The sequence below is a fragment of the Pseudomonas sp. 8(2025) genome (assembly GCF_052665325.1).
Genome location: NZ_JBQOIE010000005.1, coordinates 25,047 through 50,694 on the forward strand (window position 1 = coordinate 25,047; position 25,648 = coordinate 50,694).

General features: G+C 65.1%; 21 protein-coding genes and 4 pseudogenes. 13 read left to right on the plus strand and 12 right to left on the minus strand.

The features are described 5' to 3' along the window. Positions 1 to 52: 52 nt before the first annotated feature. Positions 53 to 1,423, minus strand: a complete 1,371-nt coding sequence (locus ACUXVH_RS11665) for a GntT/GntP/DsdX family permease (protein ID WP_011063465.1) — start codon at positions 1,421 to 1,423, stop codon at positions 53 to 55. 248 nt (positions 1,424 to 1,671) lie between these two features. Here ACUXVH_RS11665 and ACUXVH_RS11670 point away from each other — a divergent pair, with 248 nt between their 5' ends. Beyond that, complete coding sequence (locus tag ACUXVH_RS11670) at positions 1,672 to 2,568, plus strand: cation diffusion facilitator family transporter (protein WP_015637028.1); 897 nt, start codon at positions 1,672 to 1,674, stop codon at positions 2,566 to 2,568. 57 nt (positions 2,569 to 2,625) lie between these two features. On the opposite strand, the gene ACUXVH_RS11675 is transcribed toward ACUXVH_RS11670, so the two are convergent. Beyond that, entirely contained in the window at positions 2,626 to 3,300 is a 675-nt protein-coding gene (locus ACUXVH_RS11675) for a heavy metal response regulator transcription factor (RefSeq protein WP_011063463.1), read from the minus strand. A 386-nt stretch (positions 3,301 to 3,686) separates the two neighbouring features. Between ACUXVH_RS11675 and ACUXVH_RS11680 the strand changes: the two genes are divergently transcribed. From ACUXVH_RS11680 to ACUXVH_RS11690, 3 genes are all read left to right on the plus strand, one after another. Further along, positions 3,687 to 4,937, plus strand: a complete 1,251-nt coding sequence (locus ACUXVH_RS11680) for a TolC family protein (protein WP_445494897.1) — start codon at positions 3,687 to 3,689, stop codon at positions 4,935 to 4,937. Positions 4,938 to 5,137: 200 nt separating this feature from the next. Continuing rightward, a complete protein-coding gene (locus tag ACUXVH_RS11685; protein WP_015637025.1) occupies positions 5,138 to 6,307 on the plus strand; it encodes an efflux RND transporter periplasmic adaptor subunit in 1,170 nt (389 codons plus the stop codon). A 26-nt stretch (positions 6,308 to 6,333) separates the two neighbouring features. Continuing rightward, the gene (locus tag ACUXVH_RS11690) at positions 6,334 to 9,471 is read left to right on the plus strand and encodes a CusA/CzcA family heavy metal efflux RND transporter (protein ID WP_065365167.1); all 3,138 of its coding nucleotides are present in this window, start codon (positions 6,334 to 6,336) and stop codon (positions 9,469 to 9,471) included. Positions 9,472 to 9,608: 137 nt separating this feature from the next. Here ACUXVH_RS11690 and ACUXVH_RS11695 read toward each other — a convergent pair whose 3' ends face one another. The 3 genes from ACUXVH_RS11695 to ACUXVH_RS11705 all read right to left on the minus strand — a co-directional run bounded on the left by ACUXVH_RS11695 (position 9,609) and on the right by ACUXVH_RS11705 (position 12,123). After that, positions 9,609 to 10,067 carry an REP-associated tyrosine transposase gene (locus ACUXVH_RS11695; protein ID WP_183000085.1) on the minus strand — a complete coding sequence of 153 codons (459 nt, stop codon included), beginning with the start codon at positions 10,065 to 10,067 and terminating at the stop codon, positions 9,609 to 9,611. A 329-nt stretch (positions 10,068 to 10,396) separates the two neighbouring features. Beyond that, positions 10,397 to 10,618, minus strand: coding sequence for a hypothetical protein (locus ACUXVH_RS11700; RefSeq protein ID WP_011063459.1), 222 nt, complete (start codon positions 10,616 to 10,618; stop codon positions 10,397 to 10,399). A gap of 176 nt (positions 10,619 to 10,794) precedes the next feature. Further along, positions 10,795 to 12,123, minus strand: coding sequence for an OprD family porin (locus ACUXVH_RS11705; protein WP_015637023.1), 1,329 nt, complete (start codon positions 12,121 to 12,123; stop codon positions 10,795 to 10,797). A gap of 321 nt (positions 12,124 to 12,444) precedes the next feature. Between ACUXVH_RS11705 and ACUXVH_RS11710 the strand changes: the two genes are divergently transcribed. Beyond that, complete coding sequence (locus ACUXVH_RS11710; RefSeq protein WP_445494901.1) at positions 12,445 to 12,777, plus strand: DUF2790 domain-containing protein; 333 nt, start codon at positions 12,445 to 12,447, stop codon at positions 12,775 to 12,777. Positions 12,778 to 12,837: 60 nt separating this feature from the next. On the opposite strand, the gene ACUXVH_RS11715 is transcribed toward ACUXVH_RS11710, so the two are convergent. Then, positions 12,838 to 13,332 (minus strand): RidA family protein, encoded by a 495-nt coding sequence (locus ACUXVH_RS11715; RefSeq protein WP_011063456.1) that lies wholly within the window; start codon positions 13,330 to 13,332, stop codon positions 12,838 to 12,840. Between the two features lie 216 nt (positions 13,333 to 13,548). Between ACUXVH_RS11715 and ACUXVH_RS11720 the strand changes: the two are divergent. From ACUXVH_RS11720 to ACUXVH_RS11735, 4 pseudogenes are all read left to right on the plus strand, one after another. Further along, a pseudogene (locus ACUXVH_RS11720) lies at positions 13,549 to 14,319 on the plus strand (PAS domain-containing protein); the annotation flags it as partial. Positions 14,320 to 14,430: 111 nt separating this feature from the next. Further along, positions 14,431 to 14,865: pseudogene (locus ACUXVH_RS11725) on the plus strand (methyl-accepting chemotaxis protein); the annotation flags it as partial. A gap of 273 nt (positions 14,866 to 15,138) precedes the next feature. Further along, positions 15,139 to 15,915, plus strand: a pseudogene (locus ACUXVH_RS11730) (PAS domain-containing protein); the annotation flags it as partial. Positions 15,916 to 16,020: 105 nt separating this feature from the next. Beyond that, positions 16,021 to 16,455: pseudogene (locus tag ACUXVH_RS11735) on the plus strand (methyl-accepting chemotaxis protein); the annotation flags it as partial. Positions 16,456 to 16,494: 39 nt separating this feature from the next. On the opposite strand, the gene ACUXVH_RS11740 reads toward ACUXVH_RS11735, so the two are convergent. The 3 genes from ACUXVH_RS11740 to ACUXVH_RS11750 all read right to left on the minus strand — a co-directional run bounded on the left by ACUXVH_RS11740 (position 16,495) and on the right by ACUXVH_RS11750 (position 18,867). Continuing rightward, positions 16,495 to 17,022: a GNAT family N-acetyltransferase gene (locus ACUXVH_RS11740; RefSeq protein ID WP_015637021.1), complete on the minus strand. Its 528-nt coding sequence runs from the start codon at positions 17,020 to 17,022 to the stop codon at positions 16,495 to 16,497. 53 nt (positions 17,023 to 17,075) lie between these two features. Next, positions 17,076 to 17,984, minus strand: coding sequence for a LysR family transcriptional regulator (locus ACUXVH_RS11745; RefSeq protein WP_019093558.1), 909 nt, complete (start codon positions 17,982 to 17,984; stop codon positions 17,076 to 17,078). Positions 17,985 to 18,093: 109 nt separating this feature from the next. After that, a complete protein-coding gene (locus ACUXVH_RS11750; protein ID WP_015637019.1) occupies positions 18,094 to 18,867 on the minus strand; it encodes an SDR family oxidoreductase in 774 nt (257 codons plus the stop codon). A gap of 164 nt (positions 18,868 to 19,031) precedes the next feature. Here ACUXVH_RS11750 and ACUXVH_RS11755 point away from each other — a divergent pair, with 164 nt between their 5' ends. Then, on the plus strand, positions 19,032 to 19,637 hold the full coding sequence (locus tag ACUXVH_RS11755) for a flavin reductase family protein (protein WP_011063450.1): 606 nt from the start codon (positions 19,032 to 19,034) through the stop codon (positions 19,635 to 19,637). Between the two features lies 1 nt (position 19,638). Here ACUXVH_RS11755 and ACUXVH_RS11760 read toward each other — a convergent pair whose 3' ends face one another. Next, on the minus strand, positions 19,639 to 20,721 hold the full coding sequence (locus ACUXVH_RS11760) for an SDR family oxidoreductase (RefSeq protein ID WP_445494905.1): 1,083 nt from the start codon (positions 20,719 to 20,721) through the stop codon (positions 19,639 to 19,641). A 95-nt stretch (positions 20,722 to 20,816) separates the two neighbouring features. Between ACUXVH_RS11760 and ACUXVH_RS11765 the strand changes: the two genes are divergently transcribed. Beyond that, positions 20,817 to 21,719, plus strand: coding sequence for a LysR family transcriptional regulator (locus ACUXVH_RS11765; RefSeq protein WP_445494907.1), 903 nt, complete (start codon positions 20,817 to 20,819; stop codon positions 21,717 to 21,719). Between the two features lie 68 nt (positions 21,720 to 21,787). Further along, the gene (locus ACUXVH_RS11770; protein ID WP_011063447.1) at positions 21,788 to 22,294 is read left to right on the plus strand and encodes a YbaK/prolyl-tRNA synthetase associated domain-containing protein; all 507 of its coding nucleotides are present in this window, start codon (positions 21,788 to 21,790) and stop codon (positions 22,292 to 22,294) included. Between the two features lie 6 nt (positions 22,295 to 22,300). On the opposite strand, the gene ACUXVH_RS11775 is transcribed toward ACUXVH_RS11770, so the two are convergent. Beyond that, entirely contained in the window at positions 22,301 to 23,185 is an 885-nt protein-coding gene (locus ACUXVH_RS11775) for a LysR family transcriptional regulator (RefSeq protein WP_445494909.1), read from the minus strand. A 97-nt stretch (positions 23,186 to 23,282) separates the two neighbouring features. Between ACUXVH_RS11775 and ACUXVH_RS11780 the strand changes: the two genes are divergently transcribed. Beyond that, positions 23,283 to 24,689 (plus strand): MFS transporter, encoded by a 1,407-nt coding sequence (locus tag ACUXVH_RS11780; RefSeq protein WP_015637015.1) that lies wholly within the window; start codon positions 23,283 to 23,285, stop codon positions 24,687 to 24,689. A gap of 5 nt (positions 24,690 to 24,694) precedes the next feature. Here ACUXVH_RS11780 and ACUXVH_RS11785 read toward each other — a convergent pair whose 3' ends face one another. Beyond that, on the minus strand, positions 24,695 to 25,627 hold the full coding sequence (locus ACUXVH_RS11785; RefSeq protein ID WP_011063444.1) for a DMT family transporter: 933 nt from the start codon (positions 25,625 to 25,627) through the stop codon (positions 24,695 to 24,697). Positions 25,628 to 25,648: the final 21 nt, after the last annotated feature.

A 25,648-nucleotide genomic window follows, 5' to 3' on the forward strand; every position in this document is an offset into this window, starting at 1 on the left:
TACAGCGCTGTTCCCAATGCAGAAGGGCTGGCCTGCCCACCACGGCCAGCGGTTATTGCAGCCAGTGCCAGAGCAGCAGCGTCCCCACCAGCCCGACCACGGAAACAATGGTCTGCAGCACCGACCAGACCCAGAGTGTCTGCTTGAGTTGCAGGCCGAAATACTCGCGCACCATCCAGAACCCGGCGTCGTTCACGTGGCAGAAGAACACCGAGCCGGCGCCGATGGCCAGCGCCACCAGGGAGCTTTGGGTGGCGGCCAGACCGGCCATCATCGGCGCCAGGATGCCGGCGGTCGTGGTGGTGGCCACGGTAGCCGAGCCGGTGGCCTGGCGCAGGGCCACGGCGATCAGCCACGCCAGGAGGATATAGGGCAGGTGCGCGCCTTCGGCCACCTTGCTGATGGTCTGGCTGACCCCGGCATCCAGCAGCGTCTGTTTGAGCCCGCCGCCGGCGCCAATGGTCAGCAGCAGCACGGCAATCGGTGCCAGGCTTTTGCGCAGGGTGTTGCCGACCTGGTCCCGGGCCATGCCGTTGGCCCAGCCCAGGCAGATCACCGCGGCGATCACCGCCAGGCCCAGGGCGATCAGGGGTTCGCCGAGAAACTTCAGGGTCAGGGCCAGGGTGTTCTCCGGGCTCATGGCGACCTTGGCCAGGGTGCTGCCGAGCATCAGCAGCACCGGCAGCACAATGATCAGCAGCGACACGCCGAAGCCCGGCTGGCGCGGGGCCTTGGGCGCAGCACTGAACAGCGCGCCGAGCTCCGCCGGTTCGCTGACCTGCAGGCGCTTGGACAACCAGTTGCCATACAGCGGGCCGGCCAGGATCACCGCCGGCACGGCCAGGCACAAGCCCAGCAGCATGGTCAGGCCGAGGTCGGCGTGCAGGGCGCTGACGGCAATCAGCGGGCCCGGGTGCGGGGGCATGAGCGCGTGCAGGGTGGTCATCCCGGCCAGGGCCGGAATGGCGATTTTCAGCAGCGGCAGGCCCGAGCGGCGGGCCATGACGAAAATGATCGGCACCATCATCACCAGCCCCACTTCGAAGAACAGCGGCAGGCCGATGACCATCGCCACCAGGGCCATGACCCAGGGCAGCGACTTGCCCTTGCCCAGGCCCAGCAAGGTCGAGGCGATGCGGTCGGCGGCGCCGGACTCGGCCATCAATGCGCCGAGCATCGAGCCCAGGGCAATGATGATCCCGGCCTCGCCGAGAATCGCCCCGGCGCCCTTGCTGAAGGCCTTGGCCACTTCCTCCGGCGGCAGGCCTGCGCCCACCCCGGCAATGAAGGTGCCGATCAGGATCGACAGGAACGGCGGCAGTTTGGTGGCGCTGATCAGCACAATGATGCTGGCGATGGCCACCAGGCAGCAGATGATCAGGCGGGTGTCGTGGACCATCCAGGCGGCAGTCGATACATCCAAGGCGGGACTCCTCAATCGGCTATTTTTATCTGTTACGTTTTGTTTCACTTTTTTGGGAGCATACCCGAGGCGCCCGCCGCAGAGGGCTTATGCGCACTTTTGGTGCATTCGTTAGCCGGCTAACTATGGGCCTGCCCTGGATAACCGGCGGATAACCGGCAGATGACAATTCGCTTATCCAGCCCTGGGCACCTGGCCAATCGAACTATCATCAGGGCCACGCTTTACCAGCCAACCGAGGATCTTTCATGGGCGCAGGACACAGTCACGGCCAGGTACGGGCCGGGCATGAACGCAAGTTGTGGATGGCCCTGGGGCTGACCGGCAGCTTCATGCTCGCCGAGGTCATCGGGGCCTTTGTCACCGGCAGCCTGGCGCTGCTGTCGGATGCCGCGCACATGCTCACCGATACCCTGGCGCTGGCCATCTCCCTGGTGGCGATCCAGGTCGCCAAGCGCCCGGCGGACCGCAAGCGTACTTTCGGTTATGCGCGCTTCGAGATCCTCGCCGCGGCGTTCAACGCCCTGCTGCTGTTCGTGGTGGCGTTCTACATTCTGTTCGAGGCCTGGCAACGCCTGCAGGCACCGGCCGAGATCCAGTCCACGGGAATGCTGGTGATCGCGGTGCTGGGGCTGATCGTCAACCTGATCTCCATGGGCCTGCTGGCCTCCGGCAGCAGCCAGAGCCTCAACGTCAAGGGTGCATACCTGGAGGTATGGAGCGACATGCTCGGTTCACTGGGGGTGATCATCGCCGCGCTGGTGATCATGTTCACCGGTTGGGGCTGGGTCGATTCCCTGGTGGCCGCGGCCATCGGCCTGTGGGTGTTGCCACGGACCTGGACCCTGCTCAAGGAGAGCATGAACGTGCTGCTGCAAGGGGTGCCGGACGGGGTCGACATCGACCAGGTGGAGCAGGCCATACGCCAGGTGCCGGGGATCAGCGACGTGCACGACCTGCATATCTGGGCCCTGACCAGCGGCAAGAACGTGCTTAGCGCGCATCTGGTGGCGCACCTGCAAGGGCGGGATGAACAGGCGATCCTGGCCGAGGTCACCGAGCTGCTGCAGGAGCGCTTCGACATTGCCCACGTCACCTTGCAGGTGGAGCAGGCAGGGTTTCATGAGCAGGTGCATGAACATTGAGGGAGCCGCGCTTGCGTCTTGTGCAGGAGCCGGCTTGCCGGCGAACACGGCCGTGCCTCAGTCGCGTTCTTCAAGGACATAACCCACACCGCGCAGGGTGTGGATCAGCTTGCGTTCGAAAGGGTCGTCGATCTTCGCCCGCAGGCGGCGGATCGAGACTTCCACCACATTGGTGTCACAGTCGAAATTCATGTCCCAGACAAAGGAAATGATCTGGGTCCGCGACAGCACCACGCCGCTCTGGCGCATCAGCAGGTGCAGCAGGGCGAACTCCTTGGTGGTCAGGTCGATGCGCTGCTTGCCGCGAAAGGCCCGGTGCCGGCCCTGGTCCAGCTCCAGGTCGGCGACCCGCAGCACATCCGGCACCGGCGCCTGTTCGCTGCGGCGCATCAGGGTGCGGACCCGGGCCAGCAATTCCGGAAACTGGAACGGCTTGACCAGGTAATCGTCGGCGCCCAGGTCCAGGCCACGGATCTTGTCCGCCAGCCGGCCCTGGGCGGTGAGCATCATCACCCGGGTGCTGCTGTCCTGGCGGATCTGCCCGAGCACGCCCCAGCCGTCGATGTGCGGCAGGTTGATGTCGAGGATCACCAGGTCGTACGCATGCTGGCGAGTCAGATGCAGGCCGTCCGCGCCGTTGTTGGCGCAATCCACCACGTAGCCACTTTCAGTCAGCCCCTGATGCAGGTAGTCAGCGGTCTTGGGTTCGTCTTCGATGACCAGAATACGCATGGAAATGAGGTTCTCGGCAGGTGGGGGACAGTAACGAAAAGACGCGAGTAATCAGCGGGCCAATGCTCGAAAGTTGTGCGGCCCCGTGCCGTATTCGTGTTCTTTAAAGTTCGCTTGCTGGCACTTGAAAAGTGCTCTTGATGTTCACTTCGAATAGCCGGATGTTAATACAGAACCTTGAGCCAGAGCCTTTGCTAACGGATTTGTAATCTTTGCGCCACCCTGCTGATAAGCACTGAAAGTTACAGTTGGCCGAACTTGAAACTCTCCCTGTCAATGGGCGAACTGCTGCAGTTTCATATCGGCCGGAACTCCTGTGGATAAGCGTCGATATGGTGCGCTGCAACTTCGCAGACACTTTGCCTCCATAGGGGCCGGAACTTGTTATGCCGACTTTCCCGAGAATATCTGCCCGGGCAGCACGCACCTGCGTCCTGACCCTGTTGCTGGCCCTGGCGAGCCAATCTGCAAGCGCCGTTGAGCAACCGCTGTTGAGCCTGGACAGCGCCCTGGCCCGAGCCTTTGCCAACAACCCTGAACTGGCCGCCGCACGCTGGGAGATCGACATCGCCCAGGGCGCCCGCCAGCAGGCCGGGCTCATCCCCAACCCGGTGCTGTCGGTGGACGCCGAGGACACCCGCCGGGATTCGCGCACCAGTTCGGTCAAGCTCAGCCAGGCCCTGGAGCTGGGGGGCAAGCGCGGAGCACGGATCGACGTGGCCAGTCGCGGTCAGGAACTGGCGGCCCTGGAGCTGGAGCGGCGTCGCAACCAGTTGCGTGCGGATGTTCTGGATGCCTATTACACGGCGCTGCGGGCCCAGGAGCGCACCCAACTGGCCGGGCGCTCCCTGGCCCTGGCCGAACGGGGCGTGGCGGTAGCCCAGGGCCGGGTCAACGCCGGCAAGGCCTCGCCGGTGGAAGCCACCCGGGCCCAGGTGCAACTGGCCGAGGTGCGCCTGGAACTGAACCGGGGGCAGATGGAGCAGGACAATGCCTACCGACGCCTGGCCATGGTCACTGGCGCGGCCACCAGCGACTTTGCCGGGGTGCAGGAGCAGCCCCGGGCACTGGCGGCGCTGCCGGCCCCGGCACAGTTGCTTGGCCGCCTGCCGGAAACCACCGAACTGCGCCTGGCGGAGCAGGAAGTGGTGCAGCGCGAGGCGTCCCTGGGACTGGAAAAGGCCCAGCGCATTCCCGACCTGGACGTCAGCGTGGGCAGCCAGTACGACGCCAGCGCCCGGGAGCGGGTCAACCTGGTAGGGCTGTCGATGCCTTTGCCGCTGTTCAATCGCAACCAGGGCAACGTGCTGTCCGCCGCCCGCCGCGCCGACCAGGCCCGGGACCTGCGCAACGCCACCGAATTGCGCTTGCGTACCGAAACCCGCCAGGCCCTGGAACAGTGGAACACCGCCCGGGGCGAGGTGCAGTCCTTCAACCAGACCATCCTGCCCGCCGCCCAGCGTGCGGTGGACAGCGCCACCCAGGGCTTCGAGATGGGCAAGTTCAGCTTTCTCGACGTTCTCGATGCTCAACGCACCCTGATCGGCGCGCGCACCCAGTACCTCGCCGCGGTGGCGCAAACCACCGATGCCTGGGTACGGATCGAGCGCATCTACGGCGACCTCAGCCGTTGGTGAAACCCTGGCTGATGGGCCTGGCGTGCCTTGCCGCGTTGCTGGTGAGCGACTGCAGTGGCGCACCCCCGACAGCCCCCGAAGACCCACCCGCGCATTGGTGCGTGCATGAGCTGCATCGGGCCATTGGTCAATGGCTGTTTCCCTCTACCCCGTAAGGCAGCGCCTGGCGCTACCGACCCTCGATCGATTCAGGAGTCCCCATGGATAAAAAACGCAGCCTTGTTCTGGCCAGCACGGCAGTGGTCGGCCTCGGGCTGGCGGCCTTGCTGCTGCCGGGCCTGTTCGCCAGCCCGGCAACGGTGCCCCAGGCCGAGGAGGCCGGGCACGGCGCCCAGGAGCCCGAGGGCCATCTGGAACTCAGCCCGGAACAGATCCAGGCCGCCGGCATCGAGCTGGCCGCAGCCGGTCCGCGGCGCCTCAACCGGGTACTCAGCCTGCCGGGAGAGATCCGCTTCGACGAGGACCGTACCTCGCACATCGTGCCCCGGGCCGCCGGTGTAGTGGAGTCGGTACAGGTCAACCTCGGCCAGGCGGTCAAGCGCGGCGAACTGCTGGCGGTGATCGCCAGCCAGCAGATCTCCGATCAGCGCAGCGAGCTGGCCGCCGCCGGGCGGCGGGTGGAACTGGCCCGTACCACCTTCCAGCGCGAGCGCCAGTTGTGGGTCGACCAGATCTCCGCCGAGCAGGATTACCTGCTGGCACGCCAGGCCCTGCAAGAGGCGGAAATCGCCCTCAACAATGCCCGGCAGAAGATGAATGCCCTGAGCGGCAGCGCCCAATTGGTGGGCGGCAACCGCTATGAAATGCGCGCGCCGTTCGACGGTGTGGTGGTGGAAAAACACCTGAGCGTGGGCGAAGTGGTGGGCGAAACCAGCGCCGCGTTCACCCTCTCGGACCTGTCCCGGGTCTGGGCCACCTTCGGCGTGTTTCCCAAGGACCTGGACAAGGTCCGGGTCGGCCAGCCGGTGCAGGTCAGCTCCAGTGAGCTGGGGACCCAGGTCCAGGGTCAGGTGGCCTACGTCGGCAGCCTGCTGGGGGAACAGACCCGCACCGCCACGGTGCGGGTGACCCTGGCCAACCCCAATGACGCCTGGCGCCCGGGGCTGTTCGTCTCGGTACAGGTGGCCACCGAAGCCTTCGACGCACCGGTCAGCGTGCCGCAGACGGCGATCCAGACCGTGGAAGACCGGCCCTCGGTGTTCGTCCGCGTGGCCGAGGGGTTCCAGGCCACGCCTGTGGTCACCGGGGCCAGCCAGGACGGTTTTGTCGAGATCCGCGAGGGCCTCGAAGCCGGGGCCCAGGTAGCCGCCCGCGGCAGCTTTACCCTCAAGTCCGAACTGGGCAAGGGCGCGGCCGACCACGGCCATTGATCGGCCTCATCAGAGAGTGACTTCCCATGTTTGAACGCATCATTCAATTCGCCATCGAGCAGCGCATCATCGTCCTGCTGGCGGTGCTGCTGATGGCCGGCGTCGGCATCGCCAGCTACCAGAAGCTGCCGATCGACGCGGTGCCGGACATCACCAACGTCCAGGTGCAGATCAACTCCGCGGCGCCGGGGTTCTCACCCCTGGAAACCGAACAGCGCATCACCTTTCCCATCGAGACGGCCATGGCCGGCCTGCCGGGGTTGCAGCAGAGCCGGTCGCTGTCGCGCTCGGGGTTGTCCCAGGTAACCGTGATCTTCAAGGACGGCACCGACCTGTTCTTCGCCCGCCAACTGGTCAACGAGCGCCTGCAAGTGGCTCGCGAGCAATTGCCCGACGGTGTGGAGGCGGTGATGGGGCCGATTTCCACCGGGCTCGGGGAGATCTTCCTGTGGACCGTGGAGGCCGAGGAGGGCGCCCGCAAGGAGGATGGCACGCCCTACACCCCCACCGACCTGCGGGTGATCCAGGACTGGATCATCAAGCCGCAACTGCGCAACGTGCAGGGCGTGGCCGAGATCAACACCATCGGCGGCTTTGCCAAGGAGTACCAGATTGCCCCGGACCCCAAGCGCCTGGCGGCCTACAAGCTGACCCTGAGCGACCTGGTGACGGCCCTGGAGCGCAACAACGCCAACGTCGGCGCCGGCTACATCGAGCGCAGCGGCGAGCAGTTGCTGATCCGCGCGCCGGGGCAACTGGCGTCCATCGAGGACATCGCCAACATCGTCATCAGCAGCAGCGACGGCACGCCGATCCGCGTGCGCAACGTGGCCGACGTGCAGATCGGCCGCGAGTTGCGCACCGGCGCGGCCACCGAGAATGGCCGGGAAGTGGTGCTGGGCACCGTGTTCATGCTGATCGGCGAGAACAGCCGTACCGTGTCCCAGGCGGTGGCGAAGAAACTTGAGGAGATCAACCGCTCGCTGCCCGAAGGCGTGGTGGCGGTCACGGTGTACGACCGCACCAACCTGGTAGAAAAGGCCATCGCCACGGTGAAGAAGAACCTCTTCGAGGGCGCGCTGCTGGTGATCGTGATTCTGTTCCTGTTCCTGGGCAATATCCGCGCGGCGCTGATCACCGCCCTGGTGATCCCGCTGTCCATGCTGTTCACCTTCACCGGCATGTTCAGTAACAAGGTCAGCGCCAACCTGATGAGTCTCGGTGCCCTGGACTTCGGCATCATCGTCGACGGCGCGGTGGTCATCGTCGAGAACGCCATCCGCCGCCTGGCCCATGCCCAGCAGCACCACGGGCGCATGCTGACCCGCTCCGAACGCCTGCATGAAGTCTTTGCCGCGGCCAAGGAAGCCCGGCGCGCGCTGATCTTCGGCCAGTTGATCATCATGGTGGTGTACCTGCCGATCTTTGCCCTTACCGGGGTGGCCGGGAAAATGTTCCACCCCATGGCCTTCACTGTGGTCATGGCGTTGCTGGGGGCGATGATTCTCTCGGTGACCTTCGTTCCGGCGGCCATCGCTCTGTTCGTCACCGGCAAGGTCAAGGAAGAGGAAAACCTGCTGATGCGCAGCGCCAAGCGCGGCTACGCCCCGGTGCTGGACTGGGTGATGGCCCGGCGTGGCCTGACCTTCGCCCTGGCGGGCTTGATCCTCGCCGGCAGTGCGCTGCTGGCCAGCCGTATGGGCAGTGAATTCATCCCCAGCCTCAGCGAAGGCGACTTTGCCCAGCAGGCCCTGCGGGTGCCCGGCACCAGCCTCACTCAGTCGGTGGACATGCAGCAGCGCCTGGAGAAAACCCTGCTGGCGCAAGTGCCGGAGATCGAGCGGGTGTTCGCCCGCACCGGCACCGCGGAGATCGCCTCGGACCCGATGCCGCCGAATATTTCCGACAGCTACCTGATGCTCAAGCCCAAGGCCCAGTGGCCGGACCCGAACAAGTCGCGAGAGGCGCTGATCGCTGATATCCAGCGTGCCAGTGCCCTGGTGCCGGGCAGCGCCTACGAGCTGTCGCAGCCGATCCAGCTGCGCTTCAACGAGCTGATTTCCGGGGTGCGCAGCGATGTTGCGGTGAAGGTGTTTGGCGATGACATGGCGGTGCTGAACAAGACCGCCACGCAAATTGCCACGGCCTTGCAGAGCTTGCCTGGCGCCTCGGAAGTCAAGGTCGAGCAGACCTCGGGGCTGCCGGTGCTGACCATCAATATCGACCGCGACAAGGCCGCGCGTTTCGGCCTCAACGTGGGGGACGTGCAAGACACCATCGCCGTTGCGGTGGGCGGGCGCCAGGCCGGCACCCTGTATGAAGGCGACCGGCGCTTCGATATGGTGGTACGCCTGTCCGATCAACTGCGCACCGATATCGACGGCCTGTCCCGGCTGCTGATTCCCATACCGGCGACGGCGGGCACGGCCAACGGGCAGATCGGCTTCATCGCCCTGTCGGAAGTGGCCAGCCTCGATCTGGTGCTGGGCCCCAATCAGGTCAGCCGCGAGAACGGCAAGCGCCTGGTGATCGTCAGCGCCAACGTGCGCGGGCGGGATATCGGCTCCTTCGTCGAAGAGGCCACGGGCCTGATTGCCGAGAAGGTCAAAATCCCGGCCGGCTACTGGACCACTTGGGGCGGTCAGTTCGAACAATTGCAGGAAGCCTCCCAGCGCCTGCAGGTGGTGGTACCGGTGGCCTTGCTGCTGGTGTTCGGGCTGCTGTTCATGATGTTCAACAACCTCAAGGATGGCCTGCTGGTGTTCACCGGGATTCCCTTCGCCCTGACCGGCGGGATCATGGCCCTGTGGCTGCGGGACATACCGCTGTCGATCTCGGCGGGGGTGGGCTTCATTGCCTTGTCCGGGGTCGCCGTGCTCAACGGCCTGGTGATGATTGCCTTTATCCGTAACCTGCGAGAGGAAGGGCGCTCGTTGTCCCTGGCGATTCATGAAGGCGCCCTGACCCGACTGCGCCCGGTACTGATGACCGCCCTGGTGGCCTCCCTGGGCTTCATCCCCATGGCCCTGGCCACCGGCACCGGCGCCGAAGTGCAACGGCCCCTGGCCACGGTAGTGATTGGCGGCATCCTGTCCTCCACCATCCTCACCTTGCTGGTGCTGCCTGCCCTGTACCAATGGGCGCATCGCAGGGAAGAAGACTGATCGCTTGCCGCTTCTTGTAGCCGCTGCCGCAGGCTGCGAACGGCAGCGCAGGAGGCGTCGCTCTTGGGGGCGCTGAAGGTCCTGCGGACCTTTTCGCAGCCTCGCAGGCTCGGCAGCGGCTACATGGATCGTTGTGGTTAAAGCCAGGTGGCGTCCCACAGGGGGTAGTCGCCTACGCGCTCGACCAACCCTGCGCGAACCGGGTTGTAGATGATGTAACGCGCTATCACCTTGAGGTCTTCCTCTCGGCGTATGGCGCGTTCGTGATAACCCTTTTGCCACAGCCGACCGCGTCGGTTAAGGCATTGGTTGATGGTGCGCCCGCTACGGGATTTGAGCCTGCACAGGGCCTCTTCCAACGAGCATTTCTGCAGCTGGAACAGCCAGTGAATGTGATCAGGCATTACCACCCAGGCCAGTGAGTGGGTGAGGCCAGCTTCGTGCTGTTCCCTCAGTTGGTCGACCACCAGCCGCCCCAGGCGAAAGTCGCTGAACACCCGGCACCGTTGTTCGGTCACGGCGGTCACGCTGTAGATCCTGCCGATCTCCGAGCGCCGCCCCTTGAACAGGCGGTAACCATTGGATAGGACCTGCATGGCCTTGCTCTCCCTTCGCGTGATTGATCCATTTCAACCTAGCTCCGGCCTTGCCTGTTAACAGATGTATCCCATTAGCACATATGTCCCTGTAGCCGCTGCCGAGCCTGCGAGGCTGCGAAAAGGTCCGCAGGACCTTCAGCGATCCTCAGAAGCAGCGCCCGCTTCGCGGTCGTTCGCAGCCTGCGGCAGCGGCTACAGGTGTCAGTCCTGCGGCAATTTTCGGGCAAAAAAAAGCGCCCCAAGGGGGCGCTAAAAATTCATCTCTTTCCAAAGGAGCATCAGAAAAAACGCTTCAAGAGATGAATGTGCTCGGTAGGCAATCGCTGTCAGATGTCTTCTTCGGCCGTGGTAGGCGCAGAAGCATCGCGAGGGGCTTTGCCGGTGCTGCCGGTGGCGGCTGTTTCCTGGTTGGCGTCGCCGTGGATCTGTTCCTGGCTGGCCAGGAAAGCTTCGCGGACCTGCTGTGGGCGTTCGCTGCCATCAGCGGCCCAGGTGGCGGAGCTGGTTGTGGCCAGTAGGCCGATCAATAACAGTTGGGTTGGGCGCATGAGCTTCTCCTGACACGTTGGGCGGCCGTGAAAAACACGGTGGCTGCCAGTGTGTCCGGGAGTATATGAAGGCCAACCTAACGAGAAGGTGAGGCCGATATTACAGTTCTGAAAGGCATGAGTCTGTGAAGAAGTTTTAACACCGGGCAGGCCTGGCGCCTGCCCGGAGCCGCTCTCTAGAGCAGGGCCAGGGGGTACTCGACGATCAGGCGAAACTCTTCCAGGTCGGATTCGAACTGGCTGGAACGGATGGTCGCCTGGCGGATGCGCAGGGACAGATCCTTGAGGCTGCCGCCCTGGAACACGTACTTGGCTTCGATATCCCGCTCCCAGCGGCGCTGGTCGGTCAGTGGGTCACCTGCCGCATCGCGGCGCATGTACACCGAGTTGGCGTGGCTGTAGTCGGCGCCGCTGCCGCGGGCGTAGCGGGTCATGAACGACAGGCCGGGAATGCCCAGGGGCTGCATGTCGAGGTCGTAGCGGACCATCCACGAGCGTTCCTTGGGCGAGTTGAAGTCGCTGTACTGGATCGAGTTGTCGAGGAAGATCGAGTCCGACTGGCGCAGGTAGTCGAAGTCGTCGTTGCCGTTGTTGCGCTGATGCGACAGGGCCAGGGTGTGGGCGCCGTAGGTGGCTCCGACCTTGGCGCTCCAGATGTTGTTGTCGAGCTCGCCCAGGAGCTTCTTGCCTTCATCGACGGCCTTGTAATAGTTGAAGCCGCTGAACAGGCTCAGTTGGTCGGACAGCGGGTAGTTGCCCGCGACGCCGAAGTAGTACTGGTCCCAGGCGTCCTTCAGGCGGCTGCTGTAGAGGCTGAAGTTGAGATTGGAGTTGAGCCGGTAGTCGCCGCCGAAGTAGCCGACCCAGGGCGAGTCCACCTTGCCGGCGTAGAAGGTGGCGAAGCCATCGCGCATGCCACTGCTGTCGGGCTGGCTCATGGCATGCAGGCGGCCGCCCTGCAGGTTGAGGCCGTCGATGCTGGTGTTCTCCAGGGTCACCCCGCGAAAGCTTTCCGGCAGCAGGCGGGAGTCGCCGTAGTGCACCACGGGGGTCTTGGGAAACACATCGCCGACTTTCACCACGGTATCCAGGGCCCGCATTTTCACCGCCCCCCCAGCCTTGCCGTAGCTGTCGGCGGGCCGGTTGTCGTGGTTCAGCGGCAGCATGCCGAAGGAGCCACCGCCGCCGCTGCGGCCGGTGCCAGAGTCGAGCTTGAGGCCGTACATGGCAAAGGCATCGAGGCCAAAGCCCACCGTGCCCTGGGTGAAGCCGGATTCGAACTGGCCGATCAGGCCCTGGGCCCAGGCTTCGGAATAGCCGTTGCCGGTGGGGCTGGACTGGCCCTTGCGGTCGTCGCGGTTGAAGTAGAAGTTGCGCAGCAGCAGGTCGAGGCGGCTGCCTTCGACAAAGCCTTCGGGCCGTTCCTCGGCGGCCACTGCCGCCATAGGGCTGAGCCCCAGTACCGCAGCGAGCACGGACAGGGACAAGGGGGGATTGATACGCATGGGGGTCGCTCCTGAGTGTTGGCAGCTATCAACTTTTATATCGCCAGAGGCGTTCTTATTGGGCTCGACCGGCAGGCGTCGCAACGCCAGCCCAGTCGCTGTCGATAGTTGCAAACGGCAGATAACGGCGGGGTGACCCGGTCATTACAATTGTGCAAGAAAGCCGTCCAGGGCCCGGGCCAAAACCCCGACGGGCCGGGGGTTATCCCGGGTAGGGCGGGCTGTCGGCAGCGCCCATTACAGATAAGTAATCTGCCCGCGATCATCCTGACAGGGTCGGTTGCTTATCCTCGCTGGCGTCAACTGGACGAGGAAACTGTGATGAAAGCAATCAACCTGAGTCTCGCCGCGCTGCTGTTGAGCCTGGCTTCCCTGGCGCAGGCCGAAGGGGGAGGCGACCGTACGTTCGCCCGGGCCATGGTGGAAAACCAGAAGGCCATGGAGCGCTATGCGGCGAACCAGGGCAAGCCGGCGCCGGTGGTGCAGGCGTACCGCTACGGCATGAAGCTGGATGTCGCCAAAGTGGTCAACGTGACCCCGCCGATCAAGTCCTGCGAGGTGGTGCCTTCGCGCATGACGTATGAGGATTCCGCCGGCCAGCTCAAGACCATCGAGTACCATGTCATGGGCCAGTGCCGCAACAACGGCAGTTGATGGGCCGCCGGCGCTGCTGTGCCGGGCCCGCAGGGGTGGGCCCGGCCAGCGTGGCTGTACTCAGTCGTTGCCGGAGCCGGGGTGCAGGGCGACGATCATGTCCACTTCCACCGAGGCATTCTTGGGCAATTGATAGACCCCCACCGAGGTCCGGGTGTGTACGCCGGCGTCGGCAAAGATCGAATAGAGGACTGCGGAGGCGCCGTCCGCCACTTCGCTCTGCTGGGTGAAGTCCGCCGCACTCTGTACATAGACGTTGATCCGCAGGATGCGCTTGATCCGCTGCAGGTCGCCGAGCATCTGCTCGAGGATCGCCAGGGCCCGCAGGGTGCAGATCTGCGCCCCGTGCCGGGCCTGCTCCAGGGAGGTTTCGGCACCGACCCGGCCAACCACCATCACGGTATTGTCGATACGCGGGATCTGCCCGCTGACATACACCTCATCGCCATTGCGCACCGCCGGCACGTAATTGCCGCCAATGCGCATCTCGCCTTCGAAACTGTGTCCGACCTGTGCTGCGGCCTGCTGGAAAAGTGCCTTGCGTGATGCATCCATAGTCCAACTCCGTCGATCGCCCTGGAATTTCCCGTCGCCGACTATACGCGCTCCTTGGTTGCGCGAAATCCCCGGCTGCGGGCCCGAATTCCGCGGCCTTGCTGGCTGCGGAATTATTTTTGTCAGACAAGCCTCAATGGCTATTAAGAAAAATCTTTCAGGGCCGATGTTAGGCCCAAAGCAGTCCACTTTTTCAGCCCCCCCCGGTACATCCTCATGTTCAATAAACGCTTGAAGCAGGAGTTGTCGACTCTACGCGAAGAACTTTCGAGCCTTCAGCAAGTGAAGGAGAGCCTTGAAAGCGAGATGCTCGTCATCAACCTGAGCGCCGATGGACGGATTCAGTCGGTCAATCACAATTTCGCCCAGGAAATGCTCTACAAGACTGGCGATCTGGTGGGCCGGGCCCTGGAGGACATCGTCCCGGAACACGTCAAGCATGATGAGTTTCACCTGCGGTTCAAGGCGACCCTGACCCGGGGCGAACACTTTGCCGGGGCGGTGCGGCTGCTGCGCGGCAATGGCCAGGAAGCCTGGCTGCGTTCCATCTCCCAGCCGGTTCGCGACTCCGAGGGGCGGATCAAGTATTTCGCGATCTTCTCCAGCGACCTGACCCGCACCATCGAGGCCTCTCGGGAGCACGAGAACCTGATTGGCGCCCTGATGCGTTCCACCGCGCTGATCGAGTTCGACCTCAACGGCAACGTGCTGACGGCCAATGACCGCTTCCTTTCCAGCATGGGCTACAGCCTGGCGCAGATTCAGGGCAAGCATCACCGCATCTTCTGCGAGCCGGAGGAGTACAACAGCCAGGCCTACCAGGCCTTCTGGAAACGCCTGAACGCCGGGGAGTTCATCGCCGAGCGCTTCAAGCGCATCGACGCTCATGGCCGGGTGGTCTGGCTGGAGGCTTCCTACAACCCGGTCATGGACGCCAACAACAAACTCTACAAAGTGGTGAAGTTCGCCACCGTGATCACCGACCAGGTAAACCAGGAACTGGCCGTGGCCGAGGCGGCGAGCATTGCCTACAACACCTCGCTGCAGACCGACAACAGCGCCCAGCGCGGCACCACGGTGGTTACCGAGGCGGTGAACGTGATGCGCGATCTGGCCAAGCACATGCAGGAGGCCGGCGAAGGCATTGGCGCCCTCAACGAGCAATCCCTGGTGATCGGCAGCATCGTCAAGACCATCAGCGGGATTGCCGAACAGACCAACCTGCTGGCACTCAACGCGGCCATCGAGGCGGCCCGGGCCGGTGAGCAGGGACGTGGTTTCGCGGTGGTGGCCGATGAAGTCCGGCAACTGGCCTCGCGCACCAGCAAGGCCACCGAGGAAATCGTCGGCGTGGTGCGCCAGAACCAGGATATGGCCCGCGAAGCCGTGGAACTGATGGCCGAAGGCAAGCTGCAGGCCGAGCAGGGGCTGGCCCTGGCGGCGGAAGCCGGCACCGTGATCGTCGAGATCCAGGACGGCGCGCAGAAGGTGGTCAGCGCGGTCGGCCAGTTCGCCAACCAACTGTCCTCCTGATTGCTCCCCAGCACAGTGCTCCCGCCACGGGGCACTGTGGATTTCAGGGCGGCATCGGCCAGCCCCGGCGCCCTTGGCGCCATTCATTTCCCACGCTGAGACACTCGGGCCTGACCGATAGGGCCCCGGGCGACGGCTGCGCCCAAGAAAAACCAAGAAATTTCCTAGAGGCTTGTAGGAAGTATCTGGAAAGCGCTGCGAGGCTTGGAGAAAGCCCAAACTGCGCCGATGGCTAGGGGTTGTTGTATCCACTCCTAGTCTGTCGGTGTATCCATGTTCAACAAACGTTTGAAGCAGCAACTTGCCACCCTGAGCGACGAGCTGAACGCTCTGCAGCAATTCAAGGCCTGCCTGGAAAGCCAGGTGCTCAATCTCGAACTCGATGGCGAGGGGGCCATCCGCCGGGCCAACCAGAACTTCATCCAGGCCCTGGAACTCGATGGCCAGCCACTGGCCGGCGTGGCCCTGGAGAGCATCATCTCGCGCCACCCGCAGGCTGTGCCGTTGTATCGCGAATTCAAGGCGGCCCTGGGGCGCAACGAAAGCTACACCGGCCAATTGCGCCTGCAACGCGGAGGCGGCCGCGAGGCCTGGCTGCAGGTCTGCGTGCAGCCGATCCGCGATGGTGCCGGGCGGCTCGATCATTACAACCTGATCTGCACCGACCAGAGCGCTTCGGTGGAAAGTGCCTGCGAGCATGAAAACCTGATGGCGGCGCTGCTGCGCTCCTCTGCGGTGATCGAGTTCGACTTGCAAGGCCGGGTGCTGACGGCCAACTCGCGGTTTCTCGCCTGCATGGGCTACCGGCTGGATGAGGTCCAGGGCCAGAACCACCGCCTATTCTGTGAACCGCAGGAATACGAAGGGCCCGGCTACCAGGAGTTCTGGGCACGGTTGAACGCCGGCGAATACATCGCCCAGCGGTTCAAGCGCATCGACAGCCAGGGCCGGGTGGTGTGGCTCGACGCTTCCTACAACCCGGTGCTGGACGCCAGTGGCCAGCTCTACAAGGTGGTGAAGTTCGCCATCCTGATCACCGATCAGGTGAACCAGGAGCAACGGGTGGCCGAGGCGGCGGACATCGCCTACAGCATCTCCCGACAGACCGACACCAGCGCCCAGCGCGGCTCGGCGGTGGTCACCGAGACCCTGGACGTGATGCGTGACCTGGCTACCTGCATGCAGCAGGCCGGGGACGGCATCGAAGCCCTGAACGAGCAGTCCCTGGTGATAGCGAGCATCGTCAAGACCATCAGCGGGATTGCCGAACAGACCAACCTGCTGGCCCTCAATGCGGCCATCGAAGCGGCCCGGGCCGGTGAACAGGGGCGGGGTTTTGCGGTGGTCGCCGATGAGGTCCGGCAACTGGCCTCGCGCACCAGCAATGCCACCGACGAGATCGTCGGCGTGGTGCGCCAGAACCAGGACATGGCCCGCTCGGCGGTGGAGCTGATGGCCGAGGGCCGGCAGCAGGCGGAACAGGGCCTGACCCTGGCAGCGGAGGCCGGCACGGTCATCGTCGAGATTCAGGACGGTGCGCAGAAAGTGGTCAGCGCGGTCGGCCAGTTCGCCAACCAGCTGTCGGCCTGAGGGCGTGGGCGTGCGTCTTGGGGGCGCACGCCCGGGTTGCTAGCGTGGCGCAGGCCCATGGCACTCGTAGTGCAAGCGGTCGAACCACTCGCCGTGCAACAGGAAGCTGCGCCGCGAATGGCCGTAGCAAGAGAAGCCGCAGGCTTCCAGCACCCGCACCGAACCGGTGTTCTGCGGCCGCGCATTGGCTTCGATGCGGCTCAGTTGCAGTTCGCCGAAGGCGCGCAGCAGCACCTGCTGCACCGCAGTGCGGGCAATGCCGCGGCCGTTGAAGCGGGCGCCGACCCGGTAGCCCAGTTCCGCGCAATTGAAGTAGGGGCGCTGCACCCGGTGCAGGTTGACGCGCCCCACCAGCACAGCGTTGTCGCGGATCAGGAACTGATAGCCGCGGTCTGCCTCGGCATCCTCGCACGCCTGGTTTATGGCTTCGGCGACCCCTTCGCGGGAGTAGTAGGTGGCAGGCCGGGCGTTGATCGAGGCTTCGAAGAACGCTCGGTTTTCCCCTTCGAAGGCCAGCAGGTCATCCAGGTCGTCGAGGTGGGGAGCGCTGATGTGCAGGTGGGTCATGGTGCCAGTGCCTCAATCCGTGAAGGCGCTTTCTTCTCACGATCCGCGGGTGTTCAGCAAGCCTCCAGGTGCGGTTTGATCAGCTCGGCGAACCATTCGATGAACACGTTGAGGCGGCGCGAGCGATGGCGCCGGTCGGGGTATAGCGCGCAGATATCCATGGGCGCCACCGGCAGTTCACGGAGCACCTGCACCAGCTCGCCACGGTCCAGCAGGTGCTGCACGTCGAAGCGTGGCACCTGGATCAGCCCCAGCCCCTGCCGGCAGCAGGCGATGTAGTTCTCGACGTTGTTGACGATCACCCGGCTGGGCAGCCCCAGCAGGTGCTCGCGACCTTCCAGCAGGTATTCCCAGGGCTGCTCGCGGCCGGTGTCCGGGGAGGCATAACCGACCATCCACTGGCCGTTCTGCAGGTCCTGGGGGGTGTGGGGCTCGCCCTGTTCGGCCAGGTAGGCGGGGCTGGCGCAGTTGATCAGCGCCAGTTGCCCCAGGGGGCGGGCGACCAGGCTGCTGTCGGCCAGGCTGCCGACGCGGATCGCGCAGTCGATGCCTTCCTGGACCAGGTCGATGCTGCGATCGCTGGCGCCCAGGGCCAGTTGCAGGCCGGGGTATTGCGCCAGCCATCGGGGCAGGGCGGGGACGATCAGGCGCCGGGCGATGCGGCTGGGCACATCGATGTTCAAGCGCCCGCTGACGTCTATCTGGCGGTGGTGGAACAACTGGTTGAGTTCGGCGGCGTCTGCCAGCAGGCGCCGCGCCCGTTCCAGCAGAATGGCGCCGTCGGCGGTCAACTGCACGTGACGGGTGGTGCGGTGCAGCAGTCGGGTGCCGAGGCCGGTTTCCAGTTGCTGCACGGCGGAAGAGACGGTGGCCCGTGGCAGTTCCAGGGCATGGGCAGCCTTGATGAAGCTACCCATGTCGGCCACCTGGATGAACACGCGGTATTGCTCAAGCTTATCCATCGTTTGAACGATCCTGGTTCGGGGGCGCCTGACGGCAGTGGATCGCAGCATCGGCCGAGGCGATCGATGCTGCGGCTCGGCAGGCCAATTTACCCCTTGGGCGCCAGGATTACTTGGTGGTGTAGCCGCCGTTGATCAGTAAGGTCTGGCCAGTGATCCACCAGCCTTCGGTGACTAGGTGGCGAATGAAGGGCACCACGTCCTCGATATCGGTGAGCCCGGTCTTGCTCGAAGGCGACAGGGCTGCGGCGCTCTTGTGGTACGCCACGGCGTCGGCGCCTTCGGCCGGGTAGAAGAATGGGGTATCCATGGGCCCGGGGCCGACGGCAGTCACTGAAATGCCGCGGGCACCGAACTCCTTGGCCGCGGCCCGGGTGAAGTGTTCCACCGGCGCCTTGGAGCCGCCATAGGCGGCATAGAACGGAGTGAAGGCCCCCAGCAGCGAAGTCACCAAGGTCACCAGCTTGCCGTTGTCCTCCAGGTGCTTGCCGGCTTCCTTGATAAAGAAGAAGGCGCTCTTGGCATTGACCGCGAACATCTGGTCGTACTCGTCCTCGCTGATTTCAATGATGGGTTTCTTCAGCACCTTGCCCACGGTGTTGATGGCGATGTCGATCTTGCCGAAGCGCGCCTTGGCCTCGTTGAACAGCTGCTCCACGGCACTGGCGCGGGTGAGGTCGGCCTGCCACGCCTGGGCCTCCACACCCAGGGCCTTGAGTGCCGCCACCGTGGCCTCGGCGTCGGCCCGGCTGGCGTTGCTGTTGTAGTGCACGGCCACCGCCCGGGCACCGTGGCTGGCCAGGTCGCGGGCAATCAGGCCGCCGAGGTTCTTCACGCCACCGGCGATCAGCACGACTTTGTTGTTCAGGGAGTGATCGGTCATGGCGCGGGTCCTTCAACAATTGGGGTGAAGGCTGAGTCTAGTGTCTGCACCGCTGTTGATAAGCCGTCGGCGGCTGGACGGATTATCCAGAAAATCCGGCCAATGACCTTGCCTGCCGGCGGCCGCGATGGGGCTACAATCGCAGTTTTTTTCAGGAGCCAGTCATGTCCGATCTTCGTCGCCCGGTACCGCTGGACAAGGCGTACCGCTTGCTCAACCACGGCCCAACGGTGCTGGTCAGCGCAGCCCATGGCGGGCAGCGCAACATCATGGCCGCGGCCTGGGCCATGCCTCTGGATTTCGAGCCGCCGAAAGTCGCCGTGGTGCTCGACAAGTCCACCTGGACCCGACAACTGCTGGAGGCCTCGGGCACCTTCGTGCTCAATGTGCCTTGCGTGGCCCAGGTGGATATCGTGCAGAGCCTGGGCAACAGCTCCGGGCTGGAGCTGAGCCAGGGCGGTAGCGACAAGTTCGCCGCCTACGGTCTGCAGGCCTTTGCCGGCGAGCAACTGGCGGCGCCGCTGCTGGAAGGTTGCGTGGCCTGGCTGGAATGCCGGCTGCTGCCCGAGCCCCACAACCACCAGCAGTACGACCTGTTCCTTGGCGAAGTGATTGCCGCCCAGGCCGATGCCCGGGTGTTCAGCGAAGGGCGCTGGCACTTCGACGGGCACGACCGGCTGCGTACCCTGCACCATGTTGCGGGCGGGCATTTCCTGACCATCGGTGACGCCGTTGACGGTCGGCAACTGCCCCTGGTCGGCGAGCCCTGAGTCAGGGAATCAGCCGGTAATCACGCAGCCGCTGCAACTGTTCGAGCACGCTCTGGTGGCTGTCGATGCAACCGGTAAAGCCGGCCTGGCGGATCTTGATGGTGCTTTGCACCATGTCGTAGCCGGTATTGAGCCAGCCATCGACGAAGGGCCAGGCGGCGATCTGCTCCCAGGGCGTGGGGCGCAGTTGCTGCTCCTGGACAATGCGCGCCCACAGCGGCGCCTTGTCGGCCATCTGCACCCCCAGGTTCATCGGTTGCGGAGCGGCGCTGGCAAGGCCGAAGAACCCGGCGATCTGTGGCCACAGGTGCTGCCAGCGAAAGTGATCGCCATTGGTCACGTTGAAGACCTGCTGCTGTGCATTCGGTGAAGTCAGGGCCCAGAGCACGGCCTGGGCCAGCACCCGGGAATCGGTGGCCTGGTGCAGCGCCGACCAGGCCTGCAGGCTGCCGGGAAAACGCAGTGGCAGGTTCAGTGCCTGGCTGATGGCGGCGAAGCTGGCGATGCCGGTGAGGATGTTCATCGGTGAGTTGAGGCTGGGGCCCATGACCCCGTCCGGACGCAATACCGTCCAGGCAAAACCCTCGCGTTCGGCTTCATGCCACAACAGGTCTTCCTGATCGTTGTAGAAGATCGGCCCCATGAAGCGCGGGTCGCTTTCCTTGGCTGGCGTCTTATAGGGCCCCAGGTGTTCACCGTAGGATTTGCCGCCACCGATCAGCACCACCTGGCGCAACCTGGCTCCGGCCTGGCGCAGGGCCTTGAGGCTGTGCTCCAGCATCGCCAGGTTCGGCGCCACTGTGGCGGCCATGCTTTCCCGCTCGCTGTAGGCGCAGAACACCAGGTCGGTGACGCTGCCCAGTCCGGTAAAGGCGCGGGTGGTGCCGGCGGCATCCAGCAGGTCGGCGCTGATGTGCGCCGGTGCCGGGCTGCCGTCCAGCAGGCTGGTCGGTGGGCGGCGACGGGCGGCGGTGGTCAGTTGCCAGCCCGGGGTACGGTGCATCAGCTCGACCACTGCGGTGCCGACCACGCCATAGCCGCCGATCACCAGCAAGTGACGGTCCGGGGAAGTTGAAACGCTCATCTTGGATACCTCGAATAAAGGGATCGCCAGCATAGAGTCGGGTCTTTGAGTGAAATAGACTGCCGGCCGGAACAGCATCTGTGAGTTGAATTCATATGGCGGGCAGCGAGATCAACCGGTTTGCCGAGATGGAAACCTTTGTCGCGGTGGTGGAGTGTGGCGGCTTGTCGGCCGCTGCGCGGTTGAGGCAGGTGACGCCTTCCTCGGTGAGCAAGCTGCTGGCGCGGCTTGAAGCACGCCTGGGCGTACGCTTGCTCAACCGCTCCACTCGCCAGTTGCAACTGACCGCGGAAGGCCGCGGCTTCTATGAAAACAGCGTGCGCCTGCTGGCAGACCTGCGAGAAGTGGAGGGTGAGGCCAGCAGCGCCCGGGCTCCGGTGGGCCGGGTGCGGATCAACACCAGCGCCTCCTTTGGCCTGCATGTGCTGGCGCCCCTGGTGGCGGAGTTTCTCCAGCTGTATCCGCAGGTGTCCCTGGACCTGGTGCACAGCGATGCCCTGGTAGACCTCTTGGGAGAACAGACCGATGTGGCGATCCGCACCGGGCCGCTGGCGGATTCGCAGTTGATTGCCCGCAAGCTCGGGGAAACCCGCGGCGTTGTCGTTGGCTCCCCGGCCTACCTGGCTCGCTGTGGCGTACCGCAGACCCCGGAGGATCTGGCCGCGCACCACCTGCTCGGTTTCGACTACGCGCGGGCCGTGCCGGGCTGGCGCCTGGGCGCGGCGGGCGAGAGCCAACTGCTGCAGCCCAATGGCCGGGTGCAGGCCAGCGACGGCGAAGCCTTGCGCCATCTGGCGCTACACGGTGCCGGGCTGGCGCAACTGGCGGCCTTCACCATCGCCGATGACCTGGCCAGCGGCAGGCTGGTACCGGTACTGGAAGCCTTCAACCAGGCGCCGCTGGAAAGTTTTTATGCGCTGTATGTCGGCCAGGGCGGCCACGTGCCGTCGCGGGTGCGGGTGTTCATCGACTTCCTGGCACAGCGGGTGCGCTTGTAGCCGCCACTGGTCAGGCGTGGCGACGGATGCTTGAATCAACCCCCTGGCGACTTTTCCAAGGACAGAACATGCATGCAGTTTTCCAACGACTGGTGAGCCTGCTGGACAGCCACCAGGCGCGCTATCGGGTGATTTTTCACCCGGCCGAAGGGCAGTCGGCGCGGGTTGCCGAGATCCGCGGCACCGAACCTGGGCAGGGGGCCAAGGCCATGCTCTGCAGCCTCAAGGGCACAGACGAGGTGTATGGGCTGGTGATTCTCAGCGGCGACCAGAAGCTGGACATGAAAAAGGTCGGCGCGGCCCTGGGGGGCAAGAAGGCGCAACTGGTATCGCCGGAGCTGGCCAGGGAGCTGACTGGTTGCGTGATCGGCGCCATAGCTCCGCTGAGTTTCGATCCGCGCATCCGGCTGATCGTCGACCCGCAACTGACCTCCCGCTACAGCGAGATCGCCTTCAACGCCGGGCGCCTGGATGCCTCCATGGTGCTCGATACCCAGGACTACCTGAGGGTCGCCCAGCCGCTGCTGCTGAGCGTGACCCGGGACCTGGAGAGCGACAGCGCCCAGCCCGGTTGAAGGCGGCTACCAGCTCAACCGAACCAGGGCCTCGGCAAAGGCGGTGAGCTTCGGCGAGCACTGGCGCGAGGGCGGATACACCAGCGACAGCTCGCGGCTGCGCCCGGCATGTTCCTGCAGCACCGGCACCAGCCGGCCGGTGTCCAGGGCTTCGCGTACCGCGAACTCCATCAGTTGGGCAATGCCGAAGCCGCCGAGCACCGCGTCCACCAGGGCATCGCCAATATCGAAGATCAGCCGGCCCTGGACGGCCAGGTCCAGGGGCTTGCCCTGGTCCATGAACTGCCAGTCCACCAGCCGGCCGCTGCGCAGGTTACGCACGGCCAGGCAGTTGTGCTGCTGCAGGTCGGCCAGGTGCCGGGGCGTGCCATGGCGCTCCAGGTAGCCTGGCGCCGCCACCGTGACCCAGCGCAGGGGCGCCAGGGGCCGGGCAATGAGGCGCTGGTCCTGGATCACCCCGGTGCGCACCACCGCGTCGAAACCTTCATCGATGATGTCCACCACCCGGTCGGTCATCACCGCTTCGATGCTCAGCCCCGGGTGCTGGGCCGTCAGCTCGCCGATCACCGGCATCACCACCTTGCGCCCGAACAGTGACGGGGTACTGATCTTCAACATTCCATTGGGGGATTCGCGCCGGTCCAGCAGCAGGTGTTCGGCATGGGCCAGTTCCGCCAGCAGGGGCGCGGCGCGCTCGACCAGCACTTGGCCGTCCGGGGTCAGGCTGACACTGCGGGTGTTGCGTTGCAGCAGGCGGACCCCGAGCTGCTGTTCCAGGCGGGAAATGGCTCGGGACAGGCCGGACTGGGTCAGCCCCAGGTCACCGGCGGCACGGGTGAAACTGCGGGTTTCGGCAACCCGGACCAGCAGGCGAAGGGCGTTAAGATCCATGATTAAAGTCATTACTGAAAGAGATAATGGCTTGTTTATCATTTAAACGGCATCGATGACACTGGCCGCCGGTTATTTCCACACAAGGATCTTCGCGATGTCCGCGACCCCGTTAGCCAAGCCGTCGGGCTGGATGCTGTTACTGCTGGCCACCGCGCAATTGATCATCGCCCTGGACGCCACCATCGTGTTTGTCGCCCTGCCGGAAATCGGCAGCCACCTGGGCTTCTCCGCCCAGCAGTTGCAATGGGTGGTCAGTGCCTACAGCGTGGCCTTCGGTGGTTTCCTGCTGCTGGGCGGACGGGCGGCGGACCTCCTGGGCAAGCGGCGTTTCTACATCGTCGGCCAGTCCTTGTACGCCCTGGCCTCGCTGGCCGGCGGTCTGGGCGGCAGCGCGCTGCTGCTGGTGCTGGCCCGGGCGGTGCAGGGCGTGGGCGGGGCAATGCTGTTCCCCGCGACCCTGGCCCTGATCAACACCTGGTACGCCGAGGGGCCGGCGCGCAACCGGGCCTTTGCGGTGTGGAGCGCAGCCTCGGCGGCGGGGCTGGCCCTGGGGGCGCTGCTGGGCGGGGTGCTGACCCAGTACTGGGGCTGGGAGGCGGTGTTCCTGGTCAACGTGCCCCTGGCTGGGGCCTGTGCGTTGCTGGCCCGGCACTGGATACCCGCCGACCCTGCGCGCCAGCGCGGCCGTCAGTTCGACTTGCGCGGCGCGCTGACCGTGACCCTGGGTGGCACCCTGCTGGTGTTTTCCATCGTCCAGGGCCCGGAGTGGGGCTGGAGCGCCCCGGCGACCCTGGGCTGCCTGGCGTTGTCCCTGGCCCTGCTCGGGTTGTTCGTGCGCCTTGAACAGCGTAGCGCCGACCCGCTGATGCCCCTGCGCCTGCTGGGTTATCCACAACTGCGTATGGCCATGGTGATTACCGCGCTGTTCATGAGCAGCTTCGGCGTGCAGTACTACTTCCTCAGCCTGTATTTCCAGCAGGTCTATCAGTTCAGTGTGTTGCAGAGCGGACTGGCGTTCCTGCCCTCGACCCTGCTGTGCACGGCCGGGATCTGGGTCGCGGAGCGGGCCCTGCTGCGCGTAGGCTTGCGGGCGACCCTGGTCAGCGGCTTGCTGCTCGGGGCGCTGGGCATCGGCCTGATGTACCTGGCCCTGCCGGGCAGTAGCGGCTTTGTCGGCCTGCTGCCGGGGATCGTGATCATGAGCATCGGCCAGGGCATGACCTGGACCTCGATGTGGGTCTCGGCCGGGCAAGGTATCGCGGCGTCCGAGCAAGGGGTGGCTGCGGGCGTGGCTTCCACCAGCCAGCAGATCGGCGGCGCCCTGGGGCTGGCGCTGCTGGTGTCCCTGGCCAACACCTTGAGCGCCGGCGGCAATCAGGCCTATGGCATCGAGATGGCTACCGCCGCCAGTGCCCTGCTGGCGCTGTTCGGGGCCTTGCTGGCGCTGCGCCTGCCCCGGGCTGGAGTGGCCTTGCCGGCCTGTTCCGTGGCCCAGGGCTGAGGGCGTCAGCCATGGGCCTGTGGCAGGTGGCGGCGCACCGCCCACAGCACCCCGGCCAGGAGCAACAGGGCGGCGCTGCTTTGCAGCAGGCTGGGCAGGTGCTGCAGGCAGATGAAGCCATAGAGCAGGGCGAACAGGGTCTCGAACACGATCAACTGGCCGCTCAGGGTCAGCGGCAGGCGCCGGGTCGAGGCATTCCACATGCGATTGCCGAACCAGGAGCCGAGCACCGCGCTGGACAGGCTCAGGCCCCAGAACAGCATCCAGCGCTGCTCGCTGGCCTCGGCCCGGGTGCCGGGCAATGAGAACCCGTCCGCCAGCAGCCAGACCAGGGCGCTCATCAGCCCAGTGGTAATGCCCCACAGGGTCGACCACTGGCTGCTGTTGAAACGGCTGCCTTTGAGGTAGCGGGCGTTGTCGGTGGCAAACCAGGTCCAGCACAGCAAGGCGCCGAAGGCGCAGAGCAGGCCCAGGGCGCGCTGGCCCAGTTCCACCGAATCGCTGTGGGCGGTGAGCAGGGTGTCGAGGTTGATGCAGCAGATGCCGGCGAACACCAGCAACAACGGCCAGCGCAGCCGGCGCAGGGGCACGGCATCGGCATCGCCGCGGCCGGCCAGGGTGATGGTCAGCGGCAGCAAGCCGACGATCAGTGCGGTGCTGGCTACGCCGGCCCACTGGATGGCGCTGGCCAGGAGCATGAAGTAGATCAGGTTGCCGGTCAGCGCCAGCTTCACCAACAGTACGGCATCGCCCCAGGTCAGGCGTTGCAGCAGCTCCCGGGCCTGAGGCGCAGCCAGGAGCAGGGAGAATGCACCGTAGAGGCTGAAGCGCGCGCAACTGAGCAGCAACGGGCTGAACTCAGGCAGCAGGCTGGGCACCACAATCGCCAGGCCCCAGACCGCACCGGCCAGGGCGGCATAAGCAACTCCACGTTTCATGCAAACACTCGTACCTAGTCA